This is a genomic window from Pseudomonas sp. URIL14HWK12:I12 (assembly GCF_003097135.1).
GTDB lineage: Bacteria > Pseudomonadota > Gammaproteobacteria > Pseudomonadales > Pseudomonadaceae > Aquipseudomonas.
In genome coordinates, this window is the sequence record NZ_QEQL01000007.1 from 317,554 (window position 1) to 341,703 (window position 24,150).

Here is a 24,150-nt window from a genome sequence, read left to right on the forward strand (position 1 = left end):
GCCGCCGATTTGCTGCGGTCGGGGTCGATTGTAATTAAGATGGTCCCATGATTCTTCAGAGCCAAGGTGCAAAGACCGTGAGCGAGAACAACCCGCTGCTTCAGCCCTACGACCTGCCGCCGTTTTCGGCGATCCGCCCCGAGCATGTGCAACCGGCCATTGAACAGATCCTTAGCGATAACCGGGCTGCCCTGGTCGGCATCTTGCAAAACCAGGCGAGCAAGCCGACCTGGGATGGCCTGGTGCTGGCGATGGACGAGCTCAACGACCGGCTGGGCGCTGCCTGGAGCCCGGTGAGCCATCTCAATGCCGTGTGCAACAGCCCCGAGCTGCGCCAGGCGTATGAAGCCTGCCTGCCGGCATTGAGCGCCTACTCTACCGAGATCGGCCAGAACCGCGAGCTGTTCGACGCCTTCCAGGCGCTGGCGAACAGCCCTGAGGCGGCGGGCTTCGATGTGGGGCAGAAAACCACACTGGAGCACTCGCTGCGGGACTTCCGCCTGTCGGGTATCGACCTGCCTGCCGAGAAGCAGAAGCGCTACGCCGAAGTGCAAAGCAAGCTCTCCGAGCTGGGCAGCCAGTTCTCCAACCAACTGCTCGACGCCACCCAGGCCTGGAGCAAGCACGTCACTGACCCGGCGCAACTGGCCGGGCTCACTGATTCGGCCAAGGCGCAGATGGCTGCAGTCGCTCAGGCCAAGGGCCTTGAAGGCTGGCTGATTACTCTGGAGTTCCCCAGCTATTACGCTGTGATGACCTATGCCGACGACCGTGCGCTGCGTGAAGAGGTGTACCGCGCCTACAGCACGCGCGCCTCTGACCAAGGCCCCAATGCCGGGCAGAACGACAACGGCCCCGTGATGCAGCAGCTGCTCGACCTGCGCCAGGAGCTGGCCGGGTTGCTGGGCTTTGCCAACTACGCCGAGAAGAGCCTGGCGACCAAGATGGCCGAGAGCAGCGACCAGGTGCTGAACTTCCTGCGGGACTTGGCCAATCGCAGCAAACCCTTCGCCGCCAAAGACCTCGAAGAGCTCAAGGCCTACGCCGCCGAGCAAGGCTGCCCGGACCTGCAAAGTTGGGACACCGGTTACTACGGCGAAAAATTGCGCGAACAGCGTTACAGCGTCTCCCAAGAGGCGTTACGGGTTTACTTCCCCATCGACAAAGTGCTGAGCGGCCTGTTCAGCCTGGTCGAGCGGCTCTACGGCATCCAGATCGCCGAGCTCCCAGGGTTCGACAGCTGGCACCCAGATGTGCGCCTGTTCGAGATCAGGGAAAACGGCCAGCATGTGGGGCGCTTCTTCTTCGACCTTTACGCTCGCGCCAACAAGCGTGGCGGTGCGTGGATGGATGGCGCGCGTGATAGGCGCCGCACGGCCGAGGGGGCGTTGCAGAGCCCGGTGGCGAACCTGGTGTGCAACTTCACCCCAGCCGTCGCCGGTAAACCCGCCCTGCTGACCCACGATGAAGTGACCACGCTGTTCCACGAATTCGGCCACGGGCTGCATCACCTGCTCACTCGTATCGAACATGCCGGTGTGTCTGGCATCAACGGCGTAGCCTGGGACGCGGTAGAGCTGCCCAGCCAGTTCATGGAAAACTGGTGCTGGGAACCCGAGGGCCTGGCGCTGATTTCTGGCCATTACGAAACCGGCGAGCCGCTGCCTCAAGACCTGCTCGACAAAATGCTGGCCGCCAAGAACTTCCAGTCTGGCTTGATGATGGTGCGCCAGCTGGAGTTCTCGCTGTTCGACTTCGAGCTGCACGCCACCCATGGCGACGGGCGCTCGGTGCTGCAGGTGCTTGAGGCGGTGCGTGATGAGGTCTCGGTCATGCGCCCGCCTGCCTATAACCGTTTCCCCAACAGCTTCGCGCATATTTTCGCCGGGGGTTACGCAGCGGGTTATTACAGCTACAAGTGGGCTGAGGTGTTGTCTGCCGACGCATTTTCGCGCTTCGAGGAAGAAGGCGTGCTCAACGGCGATACCGGCCGGGCATTCCGTGATGCAATTCTTGCCCGTGGCGGTTCGCAGGCGCCGATGGTGCTGTTCGTCGATTTCCGTGGCCGTGAGCCATCGATCGATGCACTGCTGCGCCATAGCGGCCTGGATGAGCGCGCTGCTTGATGGAGCCTATCGTGACCAAAACCCAGAAACGCTTCATCGCCGGAGCGGTGTGCCCTGCTTGCAGCGAGCAGGACAAGCTGATGATGTGGAGCGAAGACGACGTGCCGCACCGCGAGTGCGTGGCCTGCGGCTATTCAGACACGCTCAACGCTCAAGGGCAGTCAGTGCCCCGTGAGCTCGGCACGCGGGTGAACCAGGCGCAGGCCAAGCCCAAGCCTAAGGTTCAGACGGTGCAGTTTTTCCCCAACCCCAAGCTCAAGAAGTAACGCTTCGCGCGGCACCTTCTCCAAGAGGTGCCGCGCAACCCCTCAGCTTGCCTTGAAGCGCTCCCGGCTATTGGACAAGTGCAGCCACATAGCTGCGCGGGCGCCGTCGCTGTCCTGACGCTGGATGGCACTGTAGATCGCCTCGTGCTCACGAGCTGCCGGCAGCGCTAGCGCAGACAGGTCGTCACCGCCACGCTCCAGCGGCTTGACCTGGGTGCGTGGAATCATGCCCCGGCCCAGGTGCAGCATCAGCTCGGTGAAATAACGATTGCCAGTGGCTTCGGCTATCAGCAGGTGAAATTGCCAATCTGCTGCGGCGCAGTGTTCGTCATTGCCCGGGTTGGCCTGGTAGTCGTCAAGCGCTTCGCGCATACCCTGCAGGTGGGTCGGCTGCCTGTGTCGGGCCGCAAGGGCGGCTGCCTGGCTTTCCAGCCCGAGGCGTACATCCAGAATTCTTCCGACGGCGTGCGCGGTATCGGCGGCCAGGCGCAGGCCCGGTTCACCGGCCAGCACGAATGTGCCTACGCCGTGGCGCGTCTCCACCATCCCGGCTGCCTGTAGCCGCGACAGCGCTTCACGTACCACTGTACGGCTAACACCGTAGGCTTGAACGATCGTGTTCTCGGGAGGCAACTTGCTTCCGGCGGCAAAAGTACCCGCACGGATACGCTGGCTGAGTGCATCGACCAGCCCCTGGGCAAGGCTTTGGCCGCGTTTGCGTATGGAAGGGTTCGCCATGATGGAATCCCGAGGAGGCTGACGGGCGCCAGCGTAGTCTGAGTAGTAGTTGTAATACAACAGAGATCTTACCGGAACGGCCCGATAATTAGGGGGCATCTCGTGACTGTGAGGCGCTAATCCGCAAGCGTTGTCAGCCACAAAATCTAGTCGTATGATGTCTATCGACCAGTCTCGTAGGCTTGAGTCGTTCTCAAGCGATACCGTTATCGACCCCAAGGACATCCCCATGAACAACACCAACAATGCCGTGGGCAGCGCGCCGATCATCACCGAGTTGCAAGTCGTGCCGGTGGCCGGCCACGACAGCATGCTCATGAACCTCTCAGGTGCGCACGGGCCTTATTTCACGCGCAATATCGTGATCCTCAAGGACAACGCCGGCCACACCGGCGTGGGCGAGGTGCCGGGCGGAGAAAAAATCCGCCAGACACTGGAGGATGCTCGCAGCCTGGTGGTGGGGCAGTCCATCGGCCAGTATCAGCGCATTCTCAACGACATGCGCCGCGAGTTCGCCGCACGGGACTCCGGCGGGCGCGGCCTGCAGACGTTCGACCTGCGCATCACTGTGCACGCCGTAACGGCGGTGGAAGCCGCCTTGCTTGACCTGCTGGGGCAGTTTCTCGACGTTCCTGTGGCCGCGCTGTTGGGTGAAGGCCAGCAACGCGACGCTGTAAAGATGCTCGGCTACCTGTTCTATGTGGGCGACCGTAACAAGACCGACCTGGCCTACCGCAGTGAGCCCGATGCCGACAACGAATGGTTCCGCGTGCGCCATGAAGAGGCTTTGACCCCTGAGCGGGTGGTGCGCCTGGCAGAGGCGGCACATGCAAAGTACGGTTTCGAAGACTTCAAGCTCAAAGGCGGCGTGCTGCGCGGCGATGACGAAATCCAGGCGGTCACCGCCCTGGCCGAGCGCTTCCCGCAGGCGCGTGTCACGCTGGACCCCAACGGTGCCTGGTCACTGCAGGAAGCGATCCGCCTGTGCCGTGACCAGCATAAGGTGCTGGCCTACGCAGAAGACCCATGCGGTGCCGAGAACGGCTATTCCGGGCGGGAAGTGATGGCCGAGTTCCGCCGCGCTACGGGGCTGCCAACCGCCACTAACATGATCGCTACCGATTGGCGCCAGATGGGGCATGCCATCCAATTGCAGTCTGTCGACATTCCGCTGGCTGACCCGCATTTCTGGACCATGCAGGGTTCGGTGCGTGTGGCGCAGATGTGCAACGACTGGGGCCTGACCTGGGGCTCGCATTCGAACAACCATTTCGACATCTCACTGGCCATGTTCACTCATGTGGCCGCCGCAGCGCCGGGCAACATTACGGCTATCGATACGCATTGGATCTGGCAAGACGGCCAACGCCTGACGCGCGAGCCATTGCAGATTGTGGGGGGCGAGGTGAAGGTGCCGGCCAAGCCTGGCCTGGGCGTGGAAATCGACATGGACCAAGTGGCCAAGGCGCACGAGCTATACAAAGGCATGGGCCTGGGCGCACGTGACGATGCGGTTGCCATGCAGTTCCTGATCCCGAACTGGACTTACGACAACAAAAAACCCTGCCTGGTCAGGTGATCGGCGGGCTGTGCCCGGCCTGTGGCCTTAGAGCTGCTCTATCCGGTTACGGCCAGCACCCTTTGCCTTGTACAGGGCCTGATCGGCGCGCTTGAGCGCCGAGTCGCCAGGCTCGCCCGGTGCAAAGGCGGTGCTGCCGATGGAAACAGTGATCGTCACCCGCTCACCCTTGAAGTGGAAAGGGCAGGCTTCGACGGCGCCCCGCAGGGTCTCCAGCAGGGCATGAGCGGCCGGCGGCTGGGTGGCGGGCATCAGCAGCACGAACTCTTCGCCGCCAAAGCGCGCCAGGAAATCGCCAGGGCGCAAGTGCCGGCTTAGCACCGTAGCGATGATCTTAAGCACCTTATCGCCGGCCAGGTGACCATAACCGTCATTGATCGCCTTGAAGTGGTCCAGGTCGAATATGGCCACCTGCAAGGCCGAATCGCTGCCTTCTCGCTGGGTGATCGCCTGCTCTAGCCGTTCGCCCCAAGCGGCACGGTTGGGCAAGCTGGTCAGCGGGTCGAGCAACGCTTTTTGCCGCTGCGCTTCGAGGCTTTCACGATAGTGCTGGGCTTCCCGTTCCATGCTGGCGATACGTTCGGCCAACCCCTGCAGCCGCTGCGCGGTTTCCTGGTCACGCAGTTCCCGTTGCTTGCGGTGCTCGTCGAGTGTGCCGACCAACCCCTCAAGTCGATTGTCTAGAACCCGACGCAAGCCTGCGGCATCGGGAGCCTGGTTGACGGAATCGCGTAGGCCGCCGACTTGCTCGCGCAGCGACCGATCAAGTTGATGCGCGGCATGCTGGCTCTGGCTATGCCCTTCGCTTGTGACCTGCAGTTGATCGATGAAATGGTCGAAGCGCTCGTTGAGCTCGGCCAGGTAGCGCTGCAGCTCCAGCTGGCCGTGGTCGCTGATGGCCAAGGCCAGAACGGCGACATCGTCGAGCAGCGGCAGCAGTTCGTACCAGTTCAGCCCGTGGGCGAGCCTGCCACGCATCGATTCGGCCAGGGGCAGCAGGCGTTCGGGCAATGTGAGGTCGTCAAGCATGCCCAGCATCGTGCTTTCGATGTGGTTGGCCACCGAGCTGTAGGACGGCTCGGGCGACTCGGGCAGAACGTACAGCAGGTCTTCATCGCTCGCGTCAGGGTCTGCGGCTGCGATGGCCTGGGCCATCAGGTCGGGCAGTGGAAGGCTGTCGAGCAATGCCGAGCGCAGCGGTGCAGGCGCTGGGGCGGCTAGCGGTGTGGCGGGCGCCACCATCGGCGCCAGTGCGGTCGGCAAGGGTTCGGCGGGCGCGATGGGCTGTGGCGGCTGAGGTTCAGCCACAGCGGCCTCGACCTCGACCTCAATATCCTGCGGCGCCTTGGGTTCAGGCTCGGGCTCAGGCTCAGGATCGGATTCGACCATTGCCTCTGGCATTGGTACTGGCTCAGGGGTGCTGGCGGCAGGTTCCACGGCCGGAGGGATCGGCTCGACTGGGGCAGCCGGGGGTTCTGGCTCTACCTGGCCAGTGGCGCGGGCTACAGGGGGCTCAGCTTCAGCGAGGGCGGTTGCCAGGGGTGCGGCATCGCTGGCCGGAGGCTGCGCAGGCTCTTGATCTGCGGCTTCGGCCCGGTTGCCGAACAGCCGTTCCAGCAGGCCCGGCCGCACCACTGGCTCGGTGGGCTCAAGCGCCGACAGTGCCTGCCCTTGCAGGCTGCTGAGCTCCGTCAGCAACAATGGCAGCTCGCGGCTCTGCCCGGCACGCTTGTCGAGCGACCCGGCGAACTTGCGCAGCGGGCGGCTGGCGTCCTTGGGCAGTGGCAGCGCTTGTAACTGAGTGACCAATGAAGCCAGTGCAGTGGAAATCTGATTGACGCGGGTCTCACGGCGTTGCTCAGAGTCGAGCACGGCCTTTTCAAGGCGGGGGATCAGCGTAGCCAGGGCGGCATCCATGTTGTCGGTGCGCACTACTTCGCGCATTTCCTTCATGCAGGCGTCCACCGCTTTGTCGGCCCCCTCGGCCGCCAGCGTGCTGCGCACAAGGCCTCGGCGCAGCAAATCGAGGCGCGCGTTCCAGCGGCGCTCGAGCTTTTCCTGATCCTCGATGCTCTTGAGGTATTTTTCTTTCCAGCGCTGGGCGTCTTCGGTCATGGCGGGCGAGGTGCCGGTGAATGAGGGTCATGAAACGCAAAAAGCGCCCTTTACCACCGCATGTGCGGGGCAAAGAGCGCTTTCGCAGGGCTGGCGCTACGGTTTACTTGCTGGCCTGCCGCTCTTTCTCGATCAGGGTATCGGCGACCTTGAGAATTTCTTCAGGGCCGCCGGCCGAGCCGAGGTCAAAGCGGTATTTGCCATTGACGATCATGGTCGGCACGCCGCTTACGCCATAGGCCTGCGCCAGCTGCTTGTATTTGGCGACCATGCCCTTGACGGCGAACGAGTTGTAGGTTTCCAGAAACTTGTTCTTGTCTACCCCTTTGGTGGCGACGAAGTCAGCCATCTCTTCGGGGGTTTTGAACATTTTGTGTTCCTTGTGGATGGCATCGAACACGGCCGTGTGCACATTGTGCTCAACGCCCATGGTTTCGAGGGTCACGAACATCTGGCCGTGAACATCCCAGATACCGCCGAACATCGCAGGGATGCGGTGGAAATTGACATCGGCCGGGAGTTTTTCGATCCAGGGGTTGATGTAGGGCTCGAAAGCGTAGCAGTGCGGGCAGCCGTACCAGAACAGCTCGACCACTTCGATCTTGCCGGGTTGTGACACCGGGACCGGGCTGTCCAGAACGGTGTATTGCTTGCCGGCTTCGATATCGGCGGCGTTGGCCGCGCTGGCCACGCCGAACAGGCTGACCAGCGCTAGGGCTGCGCTGACAATCAGGTTACGCATGCTTGACTCCTGACACTTGGGGGATCGCTTGAATACAACGAGCGCTATGACCGATGCAAACAAGGGTGAGTTCGATAGTGTAACGGCTGATGTGGCCTGAAAGGCGTGCTAACCGCGACGCTGAGGCAAATTTATGTTTGCCCGATGAAGCCAAGGTTAACGCCATGACGGCACGGACAAGGCCAAGGCGATATACTCCCGCCTTTGCCCAGCTGCCCCCGGGATGCCCATGTCGTTCAAGAACCCGCTCATTGGCCTGTGCCAACAAGCCACCTTCGCCATCAGTGCGGCCAAGGTCGATCAATGCCCTTACGATTCAGGCTATGAAGTCGCCTTTGCCGGGCGCTCCAACGCTGGCAAGTCCAGTGCGCTGAACACCCTGACCCATGCGAGCCTGGCGCGCACGTCCAAGACCCCGGGGCGCACGCAGTTGCTGAACTTCTTTCGCCTCGACGACGATCGGCGGCTGGTCGACCTGCCCGGCTACGGTTTCGCCAAGGTGCCGATTCCCCTCAAGCAGCATTGGCAGCGCCACCTGGAGGCATACCTGGGCAGCCGGGAGTGCCTCAAGGGTGTGATCCTGTTGATGGACGTGCGCCACCCGATGACCGACTTCGACCGCATGATGCTCGACTGGACGGTTGCCAGCGGCATGCCGATGCACATCCTTCTGACCAAGGCCGACAAGCTCACCTTCGGCGCGGCCAAGAACACCCTGCTCAAGGTTCAGAGCGAGGTGCACAAAGGCTGGGGCAAGAGCGTAAGCCTGCAGTTGTTCTCTGCGCCCAAACGCCAGGGGCTGGACGAGGCCTATCAGGTATTGGCGCAGTGGATGGGCACCGCCGAAGCCTAACGGCGGGCTTTAGCGCAGGCGAAAAAAAGCCCCGGCCTTCACGTGGGGGAGGAGGAAGGTCCGGGGGTTCAATGCCGGGGCGCCTTTCGGCCCACCCGGCTATCTGCCAACACTTAACACAACACTAGGAGCATCGAACGGCTTGATAAGCCATTCGCACACTCTGAGTGCCTGAGGAGGGGCTAAGTTCCCTCCCAGAGGCCTTGCCGCGTGTTCATGAAGCAGGTTTCACAAACACGCGCCGCGCTTCATCTGCCTCAGTGAGCTTCATCCCAGTTGCTGCCCATGCCTACTTCCACCAGCAAGGGGACGTCCAGCTGAGCGGCATTGCCCATGTGCTCGCGCAGTTGCTGGCTCACCTGCTCGACCAGGTCTTCGCGCACCTCAAGTACCAGTTCGTCATGCACCTGCAGGATCATGCGGGCATCCACGGCACTGCTCTGCAACCAGCCGTCCACTGCAATCATGGCCTTTTTGACGATGTCCGCAGCGGTGCCCTGCATCGGCGCATTGATCGCGGTGCGTTCGGCGCCGCGGCGCAGGGCCGGGTTCTTGGCTTTGATATCGGGCACATACAGGCGCCGGCCGAACAGCGTTTCGACGAAGCCTTGTTCGGTGGCTTGCGCCCGGGTGCGCTCCATGTAGGCCAGCACCCCGGGGTAACGGGTGAAGTAGCGGTCGATGTAGTCCTGCGACTGCTTGCGGTCGACGCCGATCTGCCGCGCCAGGCCGAAGGCGCTCATGCCGTAGATCAGGCCGAAGTTGATGGCCTTGGCACTGCGACGCATATCGTGGGTGACCGCGTCGAGCTCCACGCCGAACACCTCGGCAGCGGTGGCCCGGTGCACGTCGAGGTTGTTCTGGAACGCATGGAGCAGGCCTTCGTCCTTGGCCAGGTGCGCCATGATGCGCAGCTCGATCTGCGAATAGTCGGCCGCGAGCAACTTGTAGCCGGGTGCTGCCACGAAGGCCTGGCGAATACGCCGGCCTTCGGCGGTGCGGATCGGAATGTTCTGCAGGTTCGGCTCGCTCGAAGACAAGCGCCCCGTGGCTGCAACGGCCTGCCCGTAGGAGGTGTGAATGCGCCCGGTACGTGGGTTGATCTGCTCCGGCAGCTTGTCGGTATAGGTGCTTTTGAGCTTGCTCAAGGAGCGGTACTGCATCAGCACCTTGGGCAGTGGGTAATCCTGTTCGGCCAGTTCGGCAAGCACTGCCTCGGCGGTGGACGGCTGGCCGGTCGCGGTTTTGCTGAGCACCGGCAGGCCGAGCTTTTCGTAAAGGATCGCGCCCAGCTGTTTGGGCGACCCCAGGTTGAATTCCTCGCCCGCAATCTCGAACGCCTCACGCTCCAGTGCCACCAGTTTCTCGCCCAGCTCCAGGCTCTGCGCGCCGAGCAGCGCTGCGTCGACCAACGCACCGGTGCGCTCGATACGCGCCAGCACGGGAACCAAGGGCATCTCGATCTCCCTCAGGATTGGCTCCAGGCTCGGAACTTCGGCGAGCTTTTCGCTGAGCACTTGGTGCAGGCGCAAGGTGATGTCTGCGTCTTCCGCGGCGTAGGGGGCTGCCTGCTCCAGGGCGATCTGATCGAAGGTCAGCTGCTTGGCGCCCTTGCCGGCGATGTCGGTGAACGCCACAGTGGTGTAATTCAGGTAACGCTGGGCCAGGCTGTCCATGTCATGCCGGGTGGCGGTGGAGTCAAGCACGTAGGATTCGAGCATCGTGTCGAAGGCCACCCCCTGCACCTCAATGCCAGCCGCCGGGTCGCCACCGATCGCGCAGTTGGCCAGCACATTGATGTCGTACTTGGCGTGTTGGGCCACCTTGGGCCGGTTCGGGTCTTCCAGCAGCGGCTTGAGCGCCAGCAGCACGGTGTCGCGGTCCAGTTGCTCGGGCACACCCATGTAGCTATGGGTGAGCGGGATATAAGCGGCCTCATGAGGCTCGACCGCAAATGACAGCCCGACCAACTGGGCGCGTTGGGCGTCCAGGGACGTGGTTTCGGTATCGAAGGCAAACAGCTCTGCACTTTCAAGTTTGCGCAGCCAGGCATCGAAGCTGGCCTGGTCCAGAACGGTGTGGTACTTCACCTCGGCGATAGGCGCTGCCTCGGCGGCTTCGGCAGTGCCGGCAGCGGCCGATTCGCGCATGAGGTCATCGAGCGGGCCACGGAACTCCAGCTCGGAGTACAGGGTGATCAGGGCATCGCGGTCTGGTTCGCCGCAGATCAGCGCATCGACATGGATATCCAGCGGGACGTCGGTTTTGATCGTGGCCAGCTCATAGGACAGGAAGGCCATCTCGCGATGCTCCTCGAGCTTGGCCGGCAGGCCCTTGGCCCCGCGGATCGGTAGCGCAGGCACCTTGTCGAGGTTGTCGTAAAGCTCCTTGAGGCCACCGCCGATGCCCGTCAGCAGGCCTTGGGCAGTCTTTTCACCGACGCCGGGCACGCCAGGGATGTTATCGACTTTGTCGCCCATCAGCGCCAGGTAATCGATGATGTGCTCCGGGCCCACGCCGAACTTCTCGCGCACCCCAGGCACGTCCAGCGAGCTGCCGCTCATGGTGTTGACCAGGGTGATGTGCTCGCTCACCAACTGCGCCATGTCTTTGTCGCCCGTGGAAATCACCACTTCACGACCGCCGGCTGCGCTTTGCCGGGCCAGGGTGCCAATCACGTCATCGGCTTCCACGCCCTCGATGCACAGCAGCGGGTAGCCCAGCGCTCGGACGCTTTGGTGCAGCGGCTCGACCTGCACGCGCAAGTCATCGGGCATGCTCGGCCGGTTGGCCTTGTACTCGGCGAACAGTTCGTCGCGAAACGTACCGCCCTTGGCGTCGAAAACCACCGCGAAAGGGCTTTTCGGGTATTGCTTGCGCAGGCTCTTGAGCATGTTCAGCACGCCCTTGACCGCCCCGGTGGGCATGCCCTTGGAGGTGGCCAGAGGGGGCAGCGCGTGGAAGGCGCGGTACAGATAGGACGAACCGTCCACCAGGACGAGAGGCGCTTGGCTCATGGGCAGAATCAACCTTTTGGCGGGAAGGCAGCGCCAGCTGGCGTGACTGCCCAGTAGAATGTCGGGGTTCGAGAACCACAAAGAGACAAGGTTAACATGCGCCCGTTTCCCTGCCTGATGCTGATTGCCACGCTGGCCACCGGTTTTGCCACCCCTGCCCTGGCCGCCGGCGAACCACGAACGGACGGCACTCAGGTGACCGAGTACGCCCAGGGCGATACGCGCATCCAGGAATACCGCATCCGCGGCCAGCTGTATCAGGTTAAGGTCATTCCAGCGCACGGCAAGCCCTATATCCTTGCCCCGGCCGACGGCAGCGGCAATGATTTGAACCACATGGGCAAACCCACACTGCACATCCCTCAATGGACGCTGTTGCAGTGGTAGAATGCCGGCCCGTTCAACCAACCTGGCGCGCTTCCCCATGTCTGTTTTCACGCCCTTGAGCCGGCCCCAGCTCGAAACCTTCCTCGCCCCCTATGGCTTGGGCCGTCTGCTGGATTTCCAGGGCATTGCCGCCGGCAGTGAAAACACCAATTTCTTCATCAGCCTCGAACAGGGTGAATTCGTGCTGACGCTGGTCGAGCGCGGGCCGGTGAGCGAGATGCCGTTCTTCATCGAGCTGCTCGACGTGCTGCATGACGCCGACCTGCCGGTGCCCTTCGCCATTCGCACCACTGCCGGCGAGGCGCTGCGTGAGCTGGAAGGCAAGCCCGCGCTGTTGCAGCCGCGGCTGTCTGGCAAGCACCCCCACGCGCCCAATGCCGAGCTGTGCAACCAGGCCGGGCGGTTGGTCGCCAGCATCCACCTGGCCACCCGCGGCGAGCGCATGATCGAGCGCCGCACTGACCGCGGCCTGGCATGGATGCTCGAAGAGGGTGAGCAATTGGCCCGTGGCATGGCTCCGGAGGCGGCCAGCCTGCTGCAGGCTGCCTTGGCCGAAATCGCCCAGCACCAGCAGGCGATCATGGCGTTACCGCAGGCCAACCTGCACGCCGACCTGTTTCGTGACAACGTCATGGTCGAAGGCAATCACATCAGTGGCGTGATCGACTTCTACAACGCGTGCTCTGGGCCGATGCTCTACGACGTGGCCATCAGCCTCAACGACTGGTGCTCATGCGACGATGGCAGCCTTGATCTGGGGCGTGCTCAGGCATTTCTGGCCGGCTATTCGGCGCTGCGCCATTTCACGCCGGCCGAGGCCGAGCTGTGGCCAACGATGCTGCGCGTGGCCTGTGTGCGGTTCTGGCTGTCGCGTTTGATAGCGGCGGCTTCGTTCGCCGGCCGTGACGTGGTGGTGCATGACCCCGCGCAATTCCAGCAGCGCCTGGCCCAGCGCCAGCAAGTATCGCTGGCGCTGCCCTTCGCATTCTGAGCCTTCAGCTGGAGTGCCTGCGTGCCGGGTTGCCGGGCCAGCAGGCCTTTTACAGTTGCGAGCGGTGGCCGGCCAGGTTGCAGAGACGCTCAAAGGCTCTCGAGGCAACCCGCGAGATTATTGGCCAGTGTGTCGAGCAACCGCTCATAACCATCGGCGCTGACCTCGCCAAAACCGCCTAGCGCATCCAGCTCGGCCAACTTCACCGGCAGGCCGGTGGTGAGTGTTTCGGCAAGCCTCGGCCGTAGAGGCGGCTCACTGAAAACGCAGGCCTTGCCCACCGTCTGAAGTTGCTGGCGCATTTCGGCAACGTGCCGTGCGCCGGGCTGTACTTCCGACGCTATTGCGAAAACTCCCGCATGATTGAGGCCATAGGCATCTTCGAAATAATCGAAAGCTTCGTGAAACACGAAGTAAGGCCTGCCCTGGATGCCTGCTACGCGAGCCTTGATGCGAGCGTCGAGTGCGTCAAGGCGCTTGTCGAATGCCTCTGCATTGGCCTGGTAGCGGCTGGCGTTGGCAGGGTCCGCCTGGGCCAGGTCGGTCGCCATGCGTGCCGCGATGACCCTGGCATTGATAGTGGATAACCACAGGTGGGCGTCCAGCGAACCGGGGCGGTGGTCATGGTCGTGTTCGTCAGCGTCTTCTTCAGCATGCGAGCTGCCGCTTTCAGCGAAGCGGCGCAGGCTCAGCCCCGGCAGGTTCTGCACCACGACAGTTGGCTTGCTGCGGGCCTGCAAGGCCTTGCCCAGGAAGCCTTCCATGTCTGGGCCGATCCAGTACACAAGGTCCGCGTCGGCCACACGGCGAACATCGGACGGGCGTAGCGCATAGTGGTGTGGCGAAGCACCTGGCGGCAGCAAAACTGCCGGCGTACCCACCCCATCCTGAACGGCGGCGGCGATCAACTGCAGCGGCTTGATGCTGGTCAGCACCTTCACCTCGGCCGCGGCCCCTAGGGACAAGGCGCTGAGCGCCAAAAACACGAAAACACGTATAAAACTCGGCACAATGCACACCCTCAGGCCCGTTTAGCGGGTAACATAATAACGTCTCCAGCCCAGGTCGTCGCCCATGCAAAAAACGCCTTTGGCCAACCAGCCTCATGATCACTCTCACTGCGTGCACAGCGCGCTGTCTGAGGCCGATGCCATCTGCGCCCAGAAAGGCCTGCGCCTCACCGCGCTGCGCAAGCGCGTGCTCGAGCTGGTCTGGCAAAGCCATAAGCCGCTGGGCGCCTACGATATTCTCGCAGTGCTCAGCGAGCAGGACGGCCGCCGGGCGGCGCCTCCTACGGTTTACCGGGCGCTGGATTTCCTCCTCGAGAACGGCCTGGTGCATCGCCTGGCATCGCTCAACGCCTTCATGGGCTGCGCCCATCCCGAGCATGCTCACCAAGGCCAGTTCCTGATCTGCCGTCATTGCCATGTCGCCGTCGAACTAGAGCAGCCCAGCATCACTCAAGCCATTGAGGCAGGGGCCGCAGGCATTGGGTTTTCGGTGGAGTCGCAAACTGTCGAAGTCGTGGGCCTGTGCACCAACTGCAAGGCAGCCTGATGAGCGACGCATTGATTCGCCTGGAGCAGGTAACGGTTTCATTTGCAGGCCAGAACACGCTTGACCGTATAGACCTGGCCGTGCGGCCTGGCGAGATCGTCACCCTCATCGGCCCCAACGGTGCAGGCAAGACGACCCTGGTGCGCTCGGTGCTGGGGCTGCTCGCGCCCGACAGCGGCACGGTATGGCGCAAGCCCAGGCTGCGGGTCGGCTATATGCCGCAAAAACTACAGGTTGACCCGACATTGCCGTTGTCTGTGCTGCGCTTCCTGCGGCTAGTACCGGGCGTTGCCCGCGAGCAGGCGCTGTCGGCACTGGGCGAGGTCGGTGCGGCGCACGTCATCGACAGCCCTATCCAGGCCATTTCCGGTGGTGAGATGCAGCGCGTGCTGCTGGCCCGTGCGCTGCTGCGCGAGCCTGAACTGCTCGTGCTGGACGAGCCTGTGCAGGGGGTGGATGTCGCCGGCCAGGCCGAGCTCTACAGCCTCATCACCCGGCTGCGCGATCGCCATCGCTGCGGTGTGCTGATGGTGTCTCACGACCTGCACGTGGTAATGAGCACCACCGACCAGGTGGTGTGCCTGAACCGGCACGTGTGCTGCTCGGGCCACCCTGAACAGGTCAGCGGTGACCCGGCCTTCGTGGAGCTGTTCGGTGATGCCGCACGCAACCTTGCGATCTATCACCATCATCACGACCATGCCCACACCTTGCACGGCGAAGTGGTCGCCGGCGCCGGGCACACGCATTCGCACGGTACCCACTGCAACCATGGCTGATTTTCTACTTTATGCCTTGCTGGCAGGCCTTTCGCTGGCCGTCGTAGCCGGGCCGCTGGGCTCGTTCGTGGTCTGGCGGCGCATGGCCTATTTCGGCGATACCCTTTCCCACGCAGCCTTGCTGGGGGTGGCCCTTGGCCTGGCACTGAACGTCAGCCCTGCGCTGGCCGTCACTGTGGGCTGCTTGCTCTTGGCGGTAGTGCTGGTCTCCTTGCAGCGCCGCCAGCCACTGGCGTCGGACACCCTGCTCGGTATTCTGGCCCCCAGCACGTTATCGCTCGGCCTGGTAGTGCTGAGTTTCATGCGCGAGGTGCGCATCGATCTGATGGCCTACTTGTTCGGTGACCTGCTGGCCATCAGCCTGGGGGATCTCTACTGGATCGTGGGCGGCAGCCTAACCGTGCTGGTGCTGCTGGCGTTGCTCTGGCGGCCGCTGCTGGCGATCACGGTGCATGAGGAGCTGGCCAGGGTCGAGGGCCTGCCGGTGGCGAGCCTGCGGTTGGGTTTGATGCTGCTGATCGCTATCGTAATCGCGGTGGCGATGAAGATCGTAGGTGTGCTGTTGATCACTTCGTTGTTGATCATTCCAGCGGCGGCTGCGCAGCGACACGCGCGCTCGCCCGAGCAGATGGCGGTAGGCGCGAGCGTGCTTGGCGTATTGGCCGTGTGCGCTGGCCTGTCGCTGTCGTGGTTCAAAGACACCCCGGCCGGGCCCTCGATCGTCGTCAGTGCAGCGCTGCTGTTTCTGTTCAGCTTTGCCCTGCCCCGGCGCGCCTAGGGCTTTTTCGTGTGCCCGGTTAGCGTGTAGACTGCGCGGATTTTGCGCAACTAGAGAATTGCCTGCAATGACATCTCCTGTCCTTCGCTGTCTGCTGGTCGCGTGGGTTTCGCTGGGCCTGGCCGCTTGCGCAGGCAAGCCCCCAGAGCCTGCACCTGCTTCCGCGCCTTCGGCGGTGGACATGTTACGGCAGAACATTGCCAGTGGTGAGCTGGCCACAGCCGAAGATCAGCTCAATACCCTTCAGGCCCAGAGCCCGGCCGACCCGGCAGCCGACAGCCTGCAGCGCGAGCTCGCAGAGGCCTACCTGCAACGCAGCCAGGTTTCCTTGCAAAAAGGTGATGTGAACGCAGCGGCTACCGCCCTGGCCCGTGCGCGTGCCTTGATGCCCAAGGCGCCTGCCCTGGTTGGCGGCGTCAACGGTGCGATCACTCAGGCGCGCAAGGCTGAACTCGAACAAGCCGAGGCTGCACTGAAGGCGGCTGAAGCCAAGCCCGCGGCAAAGGTCATTGACCCGGCCGCTACCAGCACGCCAGTGGCCTTGGATACCACTCACATTCGCAAGATGCAGGCGCAGCTCGACGACATCGCGACCGATGTCGTCAACTACAACTGCGATGTGGTGATTCAGGTGCCGCGCAAGGCGGATGCCCCCTGGCTGGAGGCACTGTTGCGCAAGCGAGTGAACAAACTGAACCCGGCGCTTGAATGGAAGCTCTCGCACCGGGTAGATCGGGCTCAGCCGGCCATCGTCATAGTGAGCCCGGCCAAGCCCTGACCCTCACTTCACGCCGGGATGGCCTTAGCTTTGGGCTCGCGCGCCCAAACGCGATGCTGGCCGATGGCCTTGATGAACTTGGCCGGGTCGCCGATCACCAAGCCTTCGTCTACATCCAGCTGCAGGCCGTCGATCAATGCTTTGGCGCCTGGGCAGGCGCCGATTGCCTTGAGGTGCTTGTAGGCTTCAAGCACAAAGTGCTTGGCCACACCATCCTGCGAAAGCGCCTGTACTGCAGCGTCGCCGCCAATCACCCAGATAGCGTCGAAAGCGACTGAAGGCAGGCCTTCCATCGATGCATCAACTTCCAGGGTATTGCCTTCGGCGGTTTTCACCGGTGCAGAGGTAGGGCCCAATACCTTGGCATGCGCGCCTTCTGCTGCCAACGCCTTGCGCACGATATCCACTGCTTTGCCCTCGCTGCCGTCGGCAACCAGCAGCGCCACTTTGCGGCTCTTGATATTGCCTGGCAGCAGGTTTTGCTGGCTCAGCGCTGGCGACTCGTTCAACGAGGCTTGTTTGCCCTTGGTGCCTGCAGCAGGAGCCGGCAAGCCGAGATTCTTGGCTACCCGGGCCGCGAGGTTGGCGTCGATATTAGCCAGAATCTCGTTCACCTGGCGTTCGCGGATGTGCACTCGGTCGACTTTGCCCAACTCGAAGCTGTAAGCGGCAATGATGTGTTCCTTCTCGGGCTCGCTCATGCTGTTGAAGAACAGGCGTGCTTGGGAGAAGTGGTCGCCGAACGACTCGCTGCGCTCACGTACCTTGTGCGCTTCGACACGCTCCTGGTAAGTCTCGAAACCGCCACCTTGTGCTGCAGGGGGTGTTTCCTTCGGCCACCCCCCGTCGATCGAGTTGGGCTCGTAGGAAGCGCGACCCTTGTCGATGGTCATGCGGTGCATCGCGTCACGCTGGCCATTGTGGTTTGGGGCCAGTGGGCGGTTGATCGGGATTTCGTGGAAGTTGGGCCCGCCGAGGCGGCTGATCTGTGTGTCGGTGTAGGAGAACAGCCGGCCTTGAAGCAGTGGGTCATTGGAAAAATCGATCCCTGGCACGATGTGGCCCGGGCAGAAAGCAACCTGTTCGGTTTCGGCAAAGAAGTTATCCGGGTTGCGGTTGAGCACCATCTTGCCCAGCAAGGTAACGGGTACCAGCTCTTCTGGAATGATCTTGGTGGGGTCCAGCAGGTCGAAGTCGAACTTGTGCTCGTCTTCCTCCGGCACAACCTGGACGCCCAGTTCCCACTCCGGATAGTCACCCATTTCGATGGCTTCCCAGAGGTCGCGGCGGTGGAAATCGGTATCTTTACCCGCCAACTTCTGCGCTTCATCCCAGACCAGCGAGCAAACGCCTTGGGCCGGCTTCCAGTGGAATTTCACGAACACTGCTTTGCCTTCAGTGTTGATCAGGCGGAAGGTGTGGATACCGAACCCTTCCATGCTGCGCAGGCTCTTGGGAATGGCGCGGTCCGACATTGCCCAGATGACCATGTGCGCCGACTCGGGCACGAGTGACACGAAGTCCCAGAAGGTGTCGTGCGCCGAGCCGCCTGTGGGGATTTCATTGTGCGGTTCGGGTTTAACTGCGTGTACGAAGTCCGGGAACTTGATTGCGTCCTGGATGAAGAACACGGGCATGTTATTGCCAACGAGGTCGAAGTTACCCTCGTCTGTGTAGAATTTCACAGCGAAACCGCGGACATCGCGAACGGTGTCGCCGGAGCCTCGTGGGCCTTGAACGGTCGAGAACCGTACGAATACCGGCGTTTGCTTGCCCTTGCCGCGCAAGAACGAGGCCTTGGTCAGGTCGCCGTGGTCGGCGTACGACTCGAAATAGCCATGCGCCGCGCAGCCACGTGCGTGCACGATGCGTTCAGGGATTCGCTCATGGTCAAAATGCGTGATCTTCTCGCGCATGATGAAGTCTTCGAGCAGGGAGGGCCCGCGAGCGCCAGCCTTCAGCGTGTTCTGGTTATCGCTGACCTTCACACCATGGTTGGTGCGCAGGGCCTGGCCGGTGGCATCGGACCGGAAGTTCTCCAGCGCGTCAGTCTTGGGGTTGTGATTGGCCCGGTCTGGTGCGTCAGTGCCGGCCAACTCGCTCTTGCCTTGTTTCATTCAGCCCTCTCCTCAGTTGCGCAGGCCCCTTGGCAGGGCTCGTGACGCATAAATGCAATCGACGGTGTCTGGGTAGTGACTGGATGAGAAAGACGGTTGTTCCCTTTTTTCGGCAGCCGGTCGGGGATATGCCTCAAATCGTGCAGCCGAACACAATTAATGCTAAAGGCCGTCGGCCAGGTCAGGTAAAATGGCCGACTTTTTTGGCTATCAGCCCCCCTTTCGTGCCCAAAAGGTCCGTTCCTTGATTGAATTTCACGACGTCCACAAGACTTACCGCGTGGCCGGGAAAGACATCCCCGCCCTGCATCCCACGCAGCTGACGGTGCCCCAGGGGCAGGTGTTCGGCCTGATTGGCCACTCCGGGGCTGGCAAGAGCACGCTGTTGCGCTTGATCAACCGGCTCGAGGCGCCCAGTGGCGGCCGGGTGGTCATCGACGGCGAAGATGTAACAGCGATGAATGCCCGCCAGCTGCGGGGCTTACGCCAGCAGGTCGGGATGATCTTCCAGCATTTCAACCTGCTGGCGTCCAAAACGGTGGCGGATAACGTCGCCTTGCCATTGCGCCTGGCCGGCGGCCTTGCCCAGCGCGAGATCGATGAGCGCGTAGCGAGCTTGCTCGCCCGCGTAGGCTTGGCCGACCACGCCAACAAGTACCCCGCCCAGCTCTCCGGCGGCCAGAAGCAGCGTGTAGGCATTGCCCGTGCGCTGGCTACCCAGCCCAAGATTTTGCTGTGCGATGAGGCGACCAGTGCGCTGGACCCTCAAACGACGGCTTCGGTGCTGCAACTGTTGGCGCAGATCAACCGCGAATTGAAGCTGACCATCGTGTTGATCACCCATGAGATGGACGTGATCCGCCGGGTTTGCGATCAGGTCGCGGTGATGGACGCCGGCCGTATCGTGGAGCAGGGCCCGGTGGCCGAGGTCTTCCTGCACCCCCAGCATCCGACGACTCGCCGCTTCGTTCAGGAAGACGAACAGGTCGACGAAAACGCACAGCATGACGACTTCCGCCATGTCCAAGGCCGCATCGTGCGCCTGACTTTCCAGGGCGAGGCCACCTACGCCCCGTTGCTGGGCACCGTTGCTCGCGAAACCGGTGTCGACTACAGCATCCTGGCGGGGCGTATCGACCGTATCAAGGACAACCCCTACGGCCAGCTCACCCTGGCAATCACCGGCGGCGATCTGGATGCCGCCTTCGCCCGCTTCGCTGCGGCCGATGTGCATATGGAGGTCCTGCGCTGATGGATATTCTCAGCCTTTTCCCTAATGTCGACGTGCTCGAGATCTGGGAGGCCTCCCGCGATACACTGCTGATGCTGGGCTGGTCACTGCTGTTTACCGTGGTGCTGGGCCTGCCGCTGGGTGTGGTGCTGTTCCTGACCAGCCCACGGCAGCTGCTTGAAAGCCGCCGTGTCTACCAATGCCTTTCGGTAGTGGTGAACCTTTTACGGTCTCTGCCGTTCATTATCCTGCTGGTGCTGATGATGCCCATCACGCCGCTGATTGCCGGCACCTCGCTCGGTGTTCCAGGGGCCATCCCACCGTTGGTGGTGGGCACGGCACCGTTCTTCGCGCGTTTGGTGGAAACAGCTCTGCGGGAGGTAGACCGGGGCATCATCGAGGCAACCCAGTCAATGGGTGCAACCATTCGCCAGATCGTTTTCCGTGCACTGCTTCCTGAGGCCTTGCCGGGCATCATCGCGGCGGTAACCGTGACCACGATCGCGTTGGTGGGTTACACCGCCATGGCGGGCGCCGTAGGCGCTGGCGGCCTCGGCGACCTCGCCATCCGTAATGGCTATCAGAGGTTCCAGACCGATGTGATGGTGGTAACGGTGGTAATTCTGATCGTGTTGGTGCAAGTGGTGCAGTCGCTGGGTGACCGCCTGGTCGCGCATTTTTCTCGCAAGTAAATGAATGCCTGGCCGCCTGCCAGGCGGCTTTCACAAGGAGTTGATTCATGAAAAAACTGCTGGTTGCCTGTGCCGCGCTGTTCGCGCTGCAAGCACACGCCGACGAAACCCTCAACGTGGCCGCCACCGCGGTGCCCCACGCCGAGATCCTGGAGTTCGTCAAACCCCAGCTGGCCAAGGAAGGCGTGGTGCTCAACGTGCGCGTGTTCACCGACTATGTGCAGCCTAACGTGCAGGTTGCCGAGAAGCGGATGGATGCGAACTTCTTCCAGCATCAACCTTACCTGAACGAGTTCAATGCGGGTAAAGGCACTGACCTGGTCGCCGTTACCGGTGTGCACCTGGAGCCGCTGGGCGCGTATTCGAGCAAGTACAAGAAGCTCGACGAGTTGCCGGGTGGGGCTACGGTCGTCATCCCCAATGATGCTACCAATGGCGGCCGCGCCCTGTTGCTGCTGCAGAGCGCTGGCCTGATCAAGCTGAAGAACCCCACCGATATCCTCTCTACGCCCAAGGACATCGTCGAGAACACCAAGGATCTGAAGTTTCGCGAGCTTGAAGCGGCCACCCTGCCCCGCGTTTACACCACGGTCGACCTGGCCCTGATCAATACCAACTACGCCTTGCAGGCCAAGCTTGACCCGTCCAAGGATGCGCTGGTGATCGAAGGTAAGGACTCCCCTTACGTGAATATCCTGGTTGCCCGCCCGGACAACAAGGATTCGCCGGCCATGCAGAAGCTCGCCGCTGCGCTGCACAGCCCCGAGCTCAAGCAGTTCATTCTGGAAAAATACAAAGGCGCGGTTTTGCCTGCGTTCTAAGCCATGCTGGGCAATGGGCCGGCCGGCATCGCCACCAGCTCGCGAAATTGCCTGGCGTCCAGGGCCTCGGCGAACAACCAGCCCTGGCCGTAGTCCACGCCCTCGCCGTGCAGCAGCTCGGCTTGGGCTTCGGATTCTATCCCCTCCGCGATGACCTTCATGCCCAGTGCGTGCGCCATGCGAATGATGTGCGGGGCTACTCCGCTGCTGGCAGCATCCTCCCCCAGGGCGTCGACGAAGGCCTTGTCGATTTTCAGGCAGTCCACGGGCAGGTTCTGCAAGTAAGCCAGGCTGCTGTAACCAGTGCCGAAGTCATCGATCAACACCTTGTGCCCCCGCTCTCGGAAGGCTCCGAGCGTTTTCTGCGCCAAATCCACATCCACCAGGCCACGCTCGGTTACCTCGAAGGCAATCTGGGTGGGCAATACCCGGTGAATCTTCAGCAGGCGAGCGGCTACCGAAGCGATACGTGGCTCGGTCACGTCGCAGGCGGCCAGGTTCACCGACACGTACAACTCTTTATTTGCCCGCAGAACTGTTCCCAGCTGCTCAAGAATGCTCTGCAGCACGAAGTCGGTGATATGGCGGATCAGGCCACTGTTCTCGGCCAACGGAATGAACAGCTCTGGGCTGGTCAGGCTGCCGTCGTGGCGGCGCCAGCGTACTAGCGCTTCGGCACCGACGCAGCGGCGGCTGTCGAGGTCGAAGATAGGCTGATACATCACGCGAATCTCGCGCCGACGCAGGGCGCCCTGCAGCGCTGACTCCAGCGATTGGCGCTGGGTCAGCGACTGGAACACGGTCCAGCCGGTCAGCAACGCCAGCAACAAGCTGAAGGGGTAGAACAGCCACAGCGGTGTCTCCATCAGCGATGGCAGCTCGGCGCGCGGCGTGATCATCACCAGCTGATAGTCGGGAAAGCGCGTGGCCATGCGGTAGATCAAATGATCGTCGGTGACCGACAGTGCGTTGGTTGGGGTAGGAGGCAGGCCGGGCGGCGGCCAGGCCTGTGCCGGGCCCAGCACCGGAATGGCCTGGCGGCCCTGGTCGACCACCATCAGCAAGCTGCCATGGGCAGGCAGCTCGACGACATCGCTCAAATGCCCGCGCGAGGTCGAAACGCGGAATTCGCCGCGCCCCATCATGAGCGCTGCGCGGTTCTCGTCGGGTTCTTCGGTTGTGTTTAGCCAGTAACTGTAGGTTTCGCCCTGCAGGTCAGGCGAGTGCACGGTGCTGGTCACTGGCACCGGCATGCGGTTGGAGCAAACCTTGCCGCCTTCCAAGTAAGCAGCTTCGAAGACGAAGCGGTAATCGATGCCTACCTGCCGCAGCAACTGCAGCATAGGCTCGCCACAGCCGCGCACAGGCTGTTGGTCGAGCTCGTCCACAGCGCTGCGTAACTGGGCGAAGATCTGCTCCAGCCGGCCGACGAACCGTTCGCCACGGGCGTTCATCAGCTCGCGTTCGTTTTCGAGCTGTTGATGGCGGATCAGCCAGTGGCTGAAGGTGCAGAGCAAAGCCAGCGCAAGCGCGGCGACCAGCACAGCGCACACACCTGGGCGGCTAATGCGGTGGCGCAGCAATAGAAGGTAAAGCAGCATGATCAGCTGTCCCGATGACCAGAGGGCCAAATATTCCGAAAACGCTGGGCCCTCACGCCCGATCGGCCCCCCTATTTAAGCCAAAGCGGCGACCGGTGCAAGCTCAACGCATGTTCAGCAGCACCTGAATGAGCGCAGCGGTTTGTGCGTCAGGCACACCGTCGTAGCGCTGCGGGCGGTAGTGCATCTGGAAGGCGGCAATAACCCGCTGGGTCGCGGTGTCGAGGGTACCGCTTTGTGGGATCGAATACCCTAGCCGTGACAGTTGCTCCTGATACCAGGTAATGCTGGGCGGGTTGATGTCGAAGCGGGCCTTCTGCTGGGCGACCGCTGCTTCGGCAGGCCATACGCCGAAGCCTTCGGCGGCTAGGCGCTTCCAGGGGAACAACGGGCCGGGATCCTGTTTGCGCAGTGGTGCGATGTCGCTGTGGCCGATGAAGTTGCGCTTGTCGATGCGGTATCGGCTAGCGATGTCGCGCAGCAGGTAAAGCAGGGACTGGACCTGCGCCTCGCTGTAGGGATACCAGACGCGGCCATTGGGGGTGTCATTGTAACCGGGGTTGACGATCTCGATGCCAATCGAGCTGGAGTTGAGCCAGGTACGGCCGTCCCATTCGCTCTCTCCGGCATGCCAGGCGCGGTATTGCTCGTCTACCAATTTGAAGACAGTGGCCTGGGCGTCGTCGCCGATCAGGTAATGGGCGCTGACCTGCCCGTGCGTCAGCAACTGCAACGAGCGCTCCTGGGAGGCGGAGGTGTAGTGCATCACCACGAACTGTATGCGGCTGTCGTAGTTGGCCGAGGGATGGCTGGTATCGATGCGGGGCCCCGAGGCGCAACCGGCGAGCAGGGCGAAACAAAGCAAGGCGAGGTAAGGCTTCATAGGGCGTGGCATCAGTGCTGGCAGGAAACGCAACATTGTAACGCACGCGGACGCAGTACGTGCGCGGCCATCAGCCTTCGTTGCGGTACGATGCTGTCA

At 62.5% G+C, this 24,150-nt stretch carries 21 protein-coding genes; 13 read left to right on the top strand and 8 right to left on the bottom strand.

The window, feature by feature from the left end; all coding sequences use genetic code 11:
* Positions 1–77: 77 nt before the first annotated feature.
* Together prlC and F474_RS20820 are read left to right on the top strand one after the other, a co-directional pair.
* Positions 78–2,126: an oligopeptidase A gene (gene prlC, locus F474_RS20815; RefSeq protein ID WP_097088449.1), complete on the top strand. Its 2,049-nt coding sequence runs from the start codon at positions 78–80 to the stop codon at positions 2,124–2,126.
* Positions 2,126–2,392 carry a YheV family putative zinc ribbon protein gene (locus tag F474_RS20820; protein ID WP_097087778.1) on the top strand — a complete coding sequence of 89 codons (267 nt, stop codon included), beginning with the start codon at positions 2,126–2,128 and terminating at the stop codon, positions 2,390–2,392. Before prlC ends, F474_RS20820 begins: the two co-directional genes overlap by 1 nt.
* 42 nt (positions 2,393–2,434) lie before the next feature.
* On the opposite strand, the gene F474_RS20825 is transcribed toward F474_RS20820, so the two are convergent.
* Complete coding sequence (locus F474_RS20825; RefSeq protein WP_097087776.1) at positions 2,435–3,130, bottom strand: FadR/GntR family transcriptional regulator; 696 nt, start codon at positions 3,128–3,130, stop codon at positions 2,435–2,437.
* Between the two features lie 229 nt (positions 3,131–3,359).
* Here F474_RS20825 and gudD point away from each other — a divergent pair, with 229 nt between their 5' ends.
* Positions 3,360–4,709, top strand: coding sequence for a glucarate dehydratase (gudD, locus tag F474_RS20830; protein WP_097087774.1), 1,350 nt, complete (start codon positions 3,360–3,362; stop codon positions 4,707–4,709).
* 27 nt (positions 4,710–4,736) lie between these two features.
* On the opposite strand, the gene F474_RS20835 is transcribed toward gudD, so the two are convergent.
* Together F474_RS20835 and F474_RS20840 are read right to left on the bottom strand one after the other, a co-directional pair.
* A complete protein-coding gene (locus tag F474_RS20835) occupies positions 4,737–6,824 on the bottom strand; it encodes a diguanylate cyclase domain-containing protein (protein ID WP_097087772.1) in 2,088 nt (695 codons plus the stop codon).
* 103 nt (positions 6,825–6,927) lie between these two features.
* Positions 6,928–7,566, bottom strand: a complete 639-nt coding sequence (locus tag F474_RS20840) for a thiol:disulfide interchange protein DsbA/DsbL (protein WP_097087769.1) — start codon at positions 7,564–7,566, stop codon at positions 6,928–6,930.
* 229 nt (positions 7,567–7,795) lie between these two features.
* On the opposite strand from F474_RS20840, the gene yihA reads away from it, so the two are divergent.
* The gene (gene yihA, locus F474_RS20845; protein ID WP_097088447.1) at positions 7,796–8,419 is read left to right on the top strand and encodes a ribosome biogenesis GTP-binding protein YihA/YsxC; all 624 of its coding nucleotides are present in this window, start codon (positions 7,796–7,798) and stop codon (positions 8,417–8,419) included.
* A gap of 257 nt (positions 8,420–8,676) precedes the next feature.
* On the opposite strand, the gene polA is transcribed toward yihA, so the two are convergent.
* Positions 8,677–11,436: a DNA polymerase I gene (gene polA, locus F474_RS20850; protein ID WP_165830353.1), complete on the bottom strand. Its 2,760-nt coding sequence runs from the start codon at positions 11,434–11,436 to the stop codon at positions 8,677–8,679.
* A 96-nt stretch (positions 11,437–11,532) separates the two neighbouring features.
* Between polA and F474_RS20855 the strand changes: the two genes are divergently transcribed.
* On the top strand, positions 11,533–11,823 hold the full coding sequence (locus F474_RS20855) for a DUF2782 domain-containing protein (protein ID WP_256577820.1): 291 nt from the start codon (positions 11,533–11,535) through the stop codon (positions 11,821–11,823).
* A 37-nt stretch (positions 11,824–11,860) separates the two neighbouring features.
* The gene (locus tag F474_RS20860) at positions 11,861–12,814 is read left to right on the top strand and encodes a homoserine kinase (protein WP_097088441.1); all 954 of its coding nucleotides are present in this window, start codon (positions 11,861–11,863) and stop codon (positions 12,812–12,814) included.
* Between the two features lie 89 nt (positions 12,815–12,903).
* On the opposite strand, the gene F474_RS20865 is transcribed toward F474_RS20860, so the two are convergent.
* A complete protein-coding gene (locus tag F474_RS20865) occupies positions 12,904–13,824 on the bottom strand; it encodes a zinc ABC transporter substrate-binding protein (protein WP_371916171.1) in 921 nt (306 codons plus the stop codon).
* Between the two features lie 64 nt (positions 13,825–13,888).
* Between F474_RS20865 and F474_RS20870 the strand changes: the two genes are divergently transcribed.
* The 4 genes from F474_RS20870 to F474_RS20885 all read left to right on the top strand — a co-directional run bounded on the left by F474_RS20870 (position 13,889) and on the right by F474_RS20885 (position 16,706).
* Positions 13,889–14,371 (top strand): Fur family transcriptional regulator, encoded by a 483-nt coding sequence (locus tag F474_RS20870; RefSeq protein WP_097087766.1) that lies wholly within the window; start codon positions 13,889–13,891, stop codon positions 14,369–14,371.
* Positions 14,371–15,150, top strand: a complete 780-nt coding sequence (gene znuC / locus F474_RS20875) for a zinc ABC transporter ATP-binding protein ZnuC (protein ID WP_097087763.1) — start codon at positions 14,371–14,373, stop codon at positions 15,148–15,150. Before F474_RS20870 ends, znuC begins: the two co-directional genes overlap by 1 nt.
* Entirely contained in the window at positions 15,143–15,928 is a 786-nt protein-coding gene (gene znuB / locus F474_RS20880; RefSeq protein WP_097087761.1) for a zinc ABC transporter permease subunit ZnuB, read from the top strand. Before znuC ends, znuB begins: the two co-directional genes overlap by 8 nt.
* A 67-nt stretch (positions 15,929–15,995) precedes the next feature.
* The gene (locus tag F474_RS20885) at positions 15,996–16,706 is read left to right on the top strand and encodes a PA5502 family lipoprotein (RefSeq protein ID WP_097087759.1); all 711 of its coding nucleotides are present in this window, start codon (positions 15,996–15,998) and stop codon (positions 16,704–16,706) included.
* 8 nt (positions 16,707–16,714) lie between these two features.
* On the opposite strand, the gene katE is transcribed toward F474_RS20885, so the two are convergent.
* Positions 16,715–18,823 (bottom strand): catalase HPII, encoded by a 2,109-nt coding sequence (katE, locus tag F474_RS20890; RefSeq protein WP_097087756.1) that lies wholly within the window; start codon positions 18,821–18,823, stop codon positions 16,715–16,717.
* 244 nt (positions 18,824–19,067) lie between these two features.
* On the opposite strand from katE, the gene F474_RS20895 reads away from it, so the two are divergent.
* The 3 genes from F474_RS20895 to F474_RS20905 are packed head-to-tail and all read left to right on the top strand — an operon-like array spanning position 19,068 to position 21,567.
* Positions 19,068–20,075: a methionine ABC transporter ATP-binding protein gene (locus F474_RS20895; protein WP_097088436.1), complete on the top strand. Its 1,008-nt coding sequence runs from the start codon at positions 19,068–19,070 to the stop codon at positions 20,073–20,075.
* Entirely contained in the window at positions 20,075–20,746 is a 672-nt protein-coding gene (locus tag F474_RS20900; protein ID WP_097087754.1) for a methionine ABC transporter permease, read from the top strand. Before F474_RS20895 ends, F474_RS20900 begins: the two co-directional genes overlap by 1 nt.
* A gap of 47 nt (positions 20,747–20,793) precedes the next feature.
* A complete protein-coding gene (locus F474_RS20905; protein WP_097087752.1) occupies positions 20,794–21,567 on the top strand; it encodes a MetQ/NlpA family ABC transporter substrate-binding protein in 774 nt (257 codons plus the stop codon).
* Here the strand turns inward: F474_RS20905 and F474_RS20910 are convergent.
* Together F474_RS20910 and F474_RS20915 are read right to left on the bottom strand one after the other, a co-directional pair.
* The gene (locus F474_RS20910; protein WP_097087750.1) at positions 21,564–23,168 is read right to left on the bottom strand and encodes an EAL domain-containing protein; all 1,605 of its coding nucleotides are present in this window, start codon (positions 23,166–23,168) and stop codon (positions 21,564–21,566) included. The genes F474_RS20905 and F474_RS20910 overlap by 4 nt on opposite strands.
* 103 nt (positions 23,169–23,271) lie before the next feature.
* Entirely contained in the window at positions 23,272–24,051 is a 780-nt protein-coding gene (locus tag F474_RS20915; RefSeq protein ID WP_097087747.1) for an N-acetylmuramoyl-L-alanine amidase, read from the bottom strand.
* Positions 24,052–24,150: the final 99 nt, after the last annotated feature.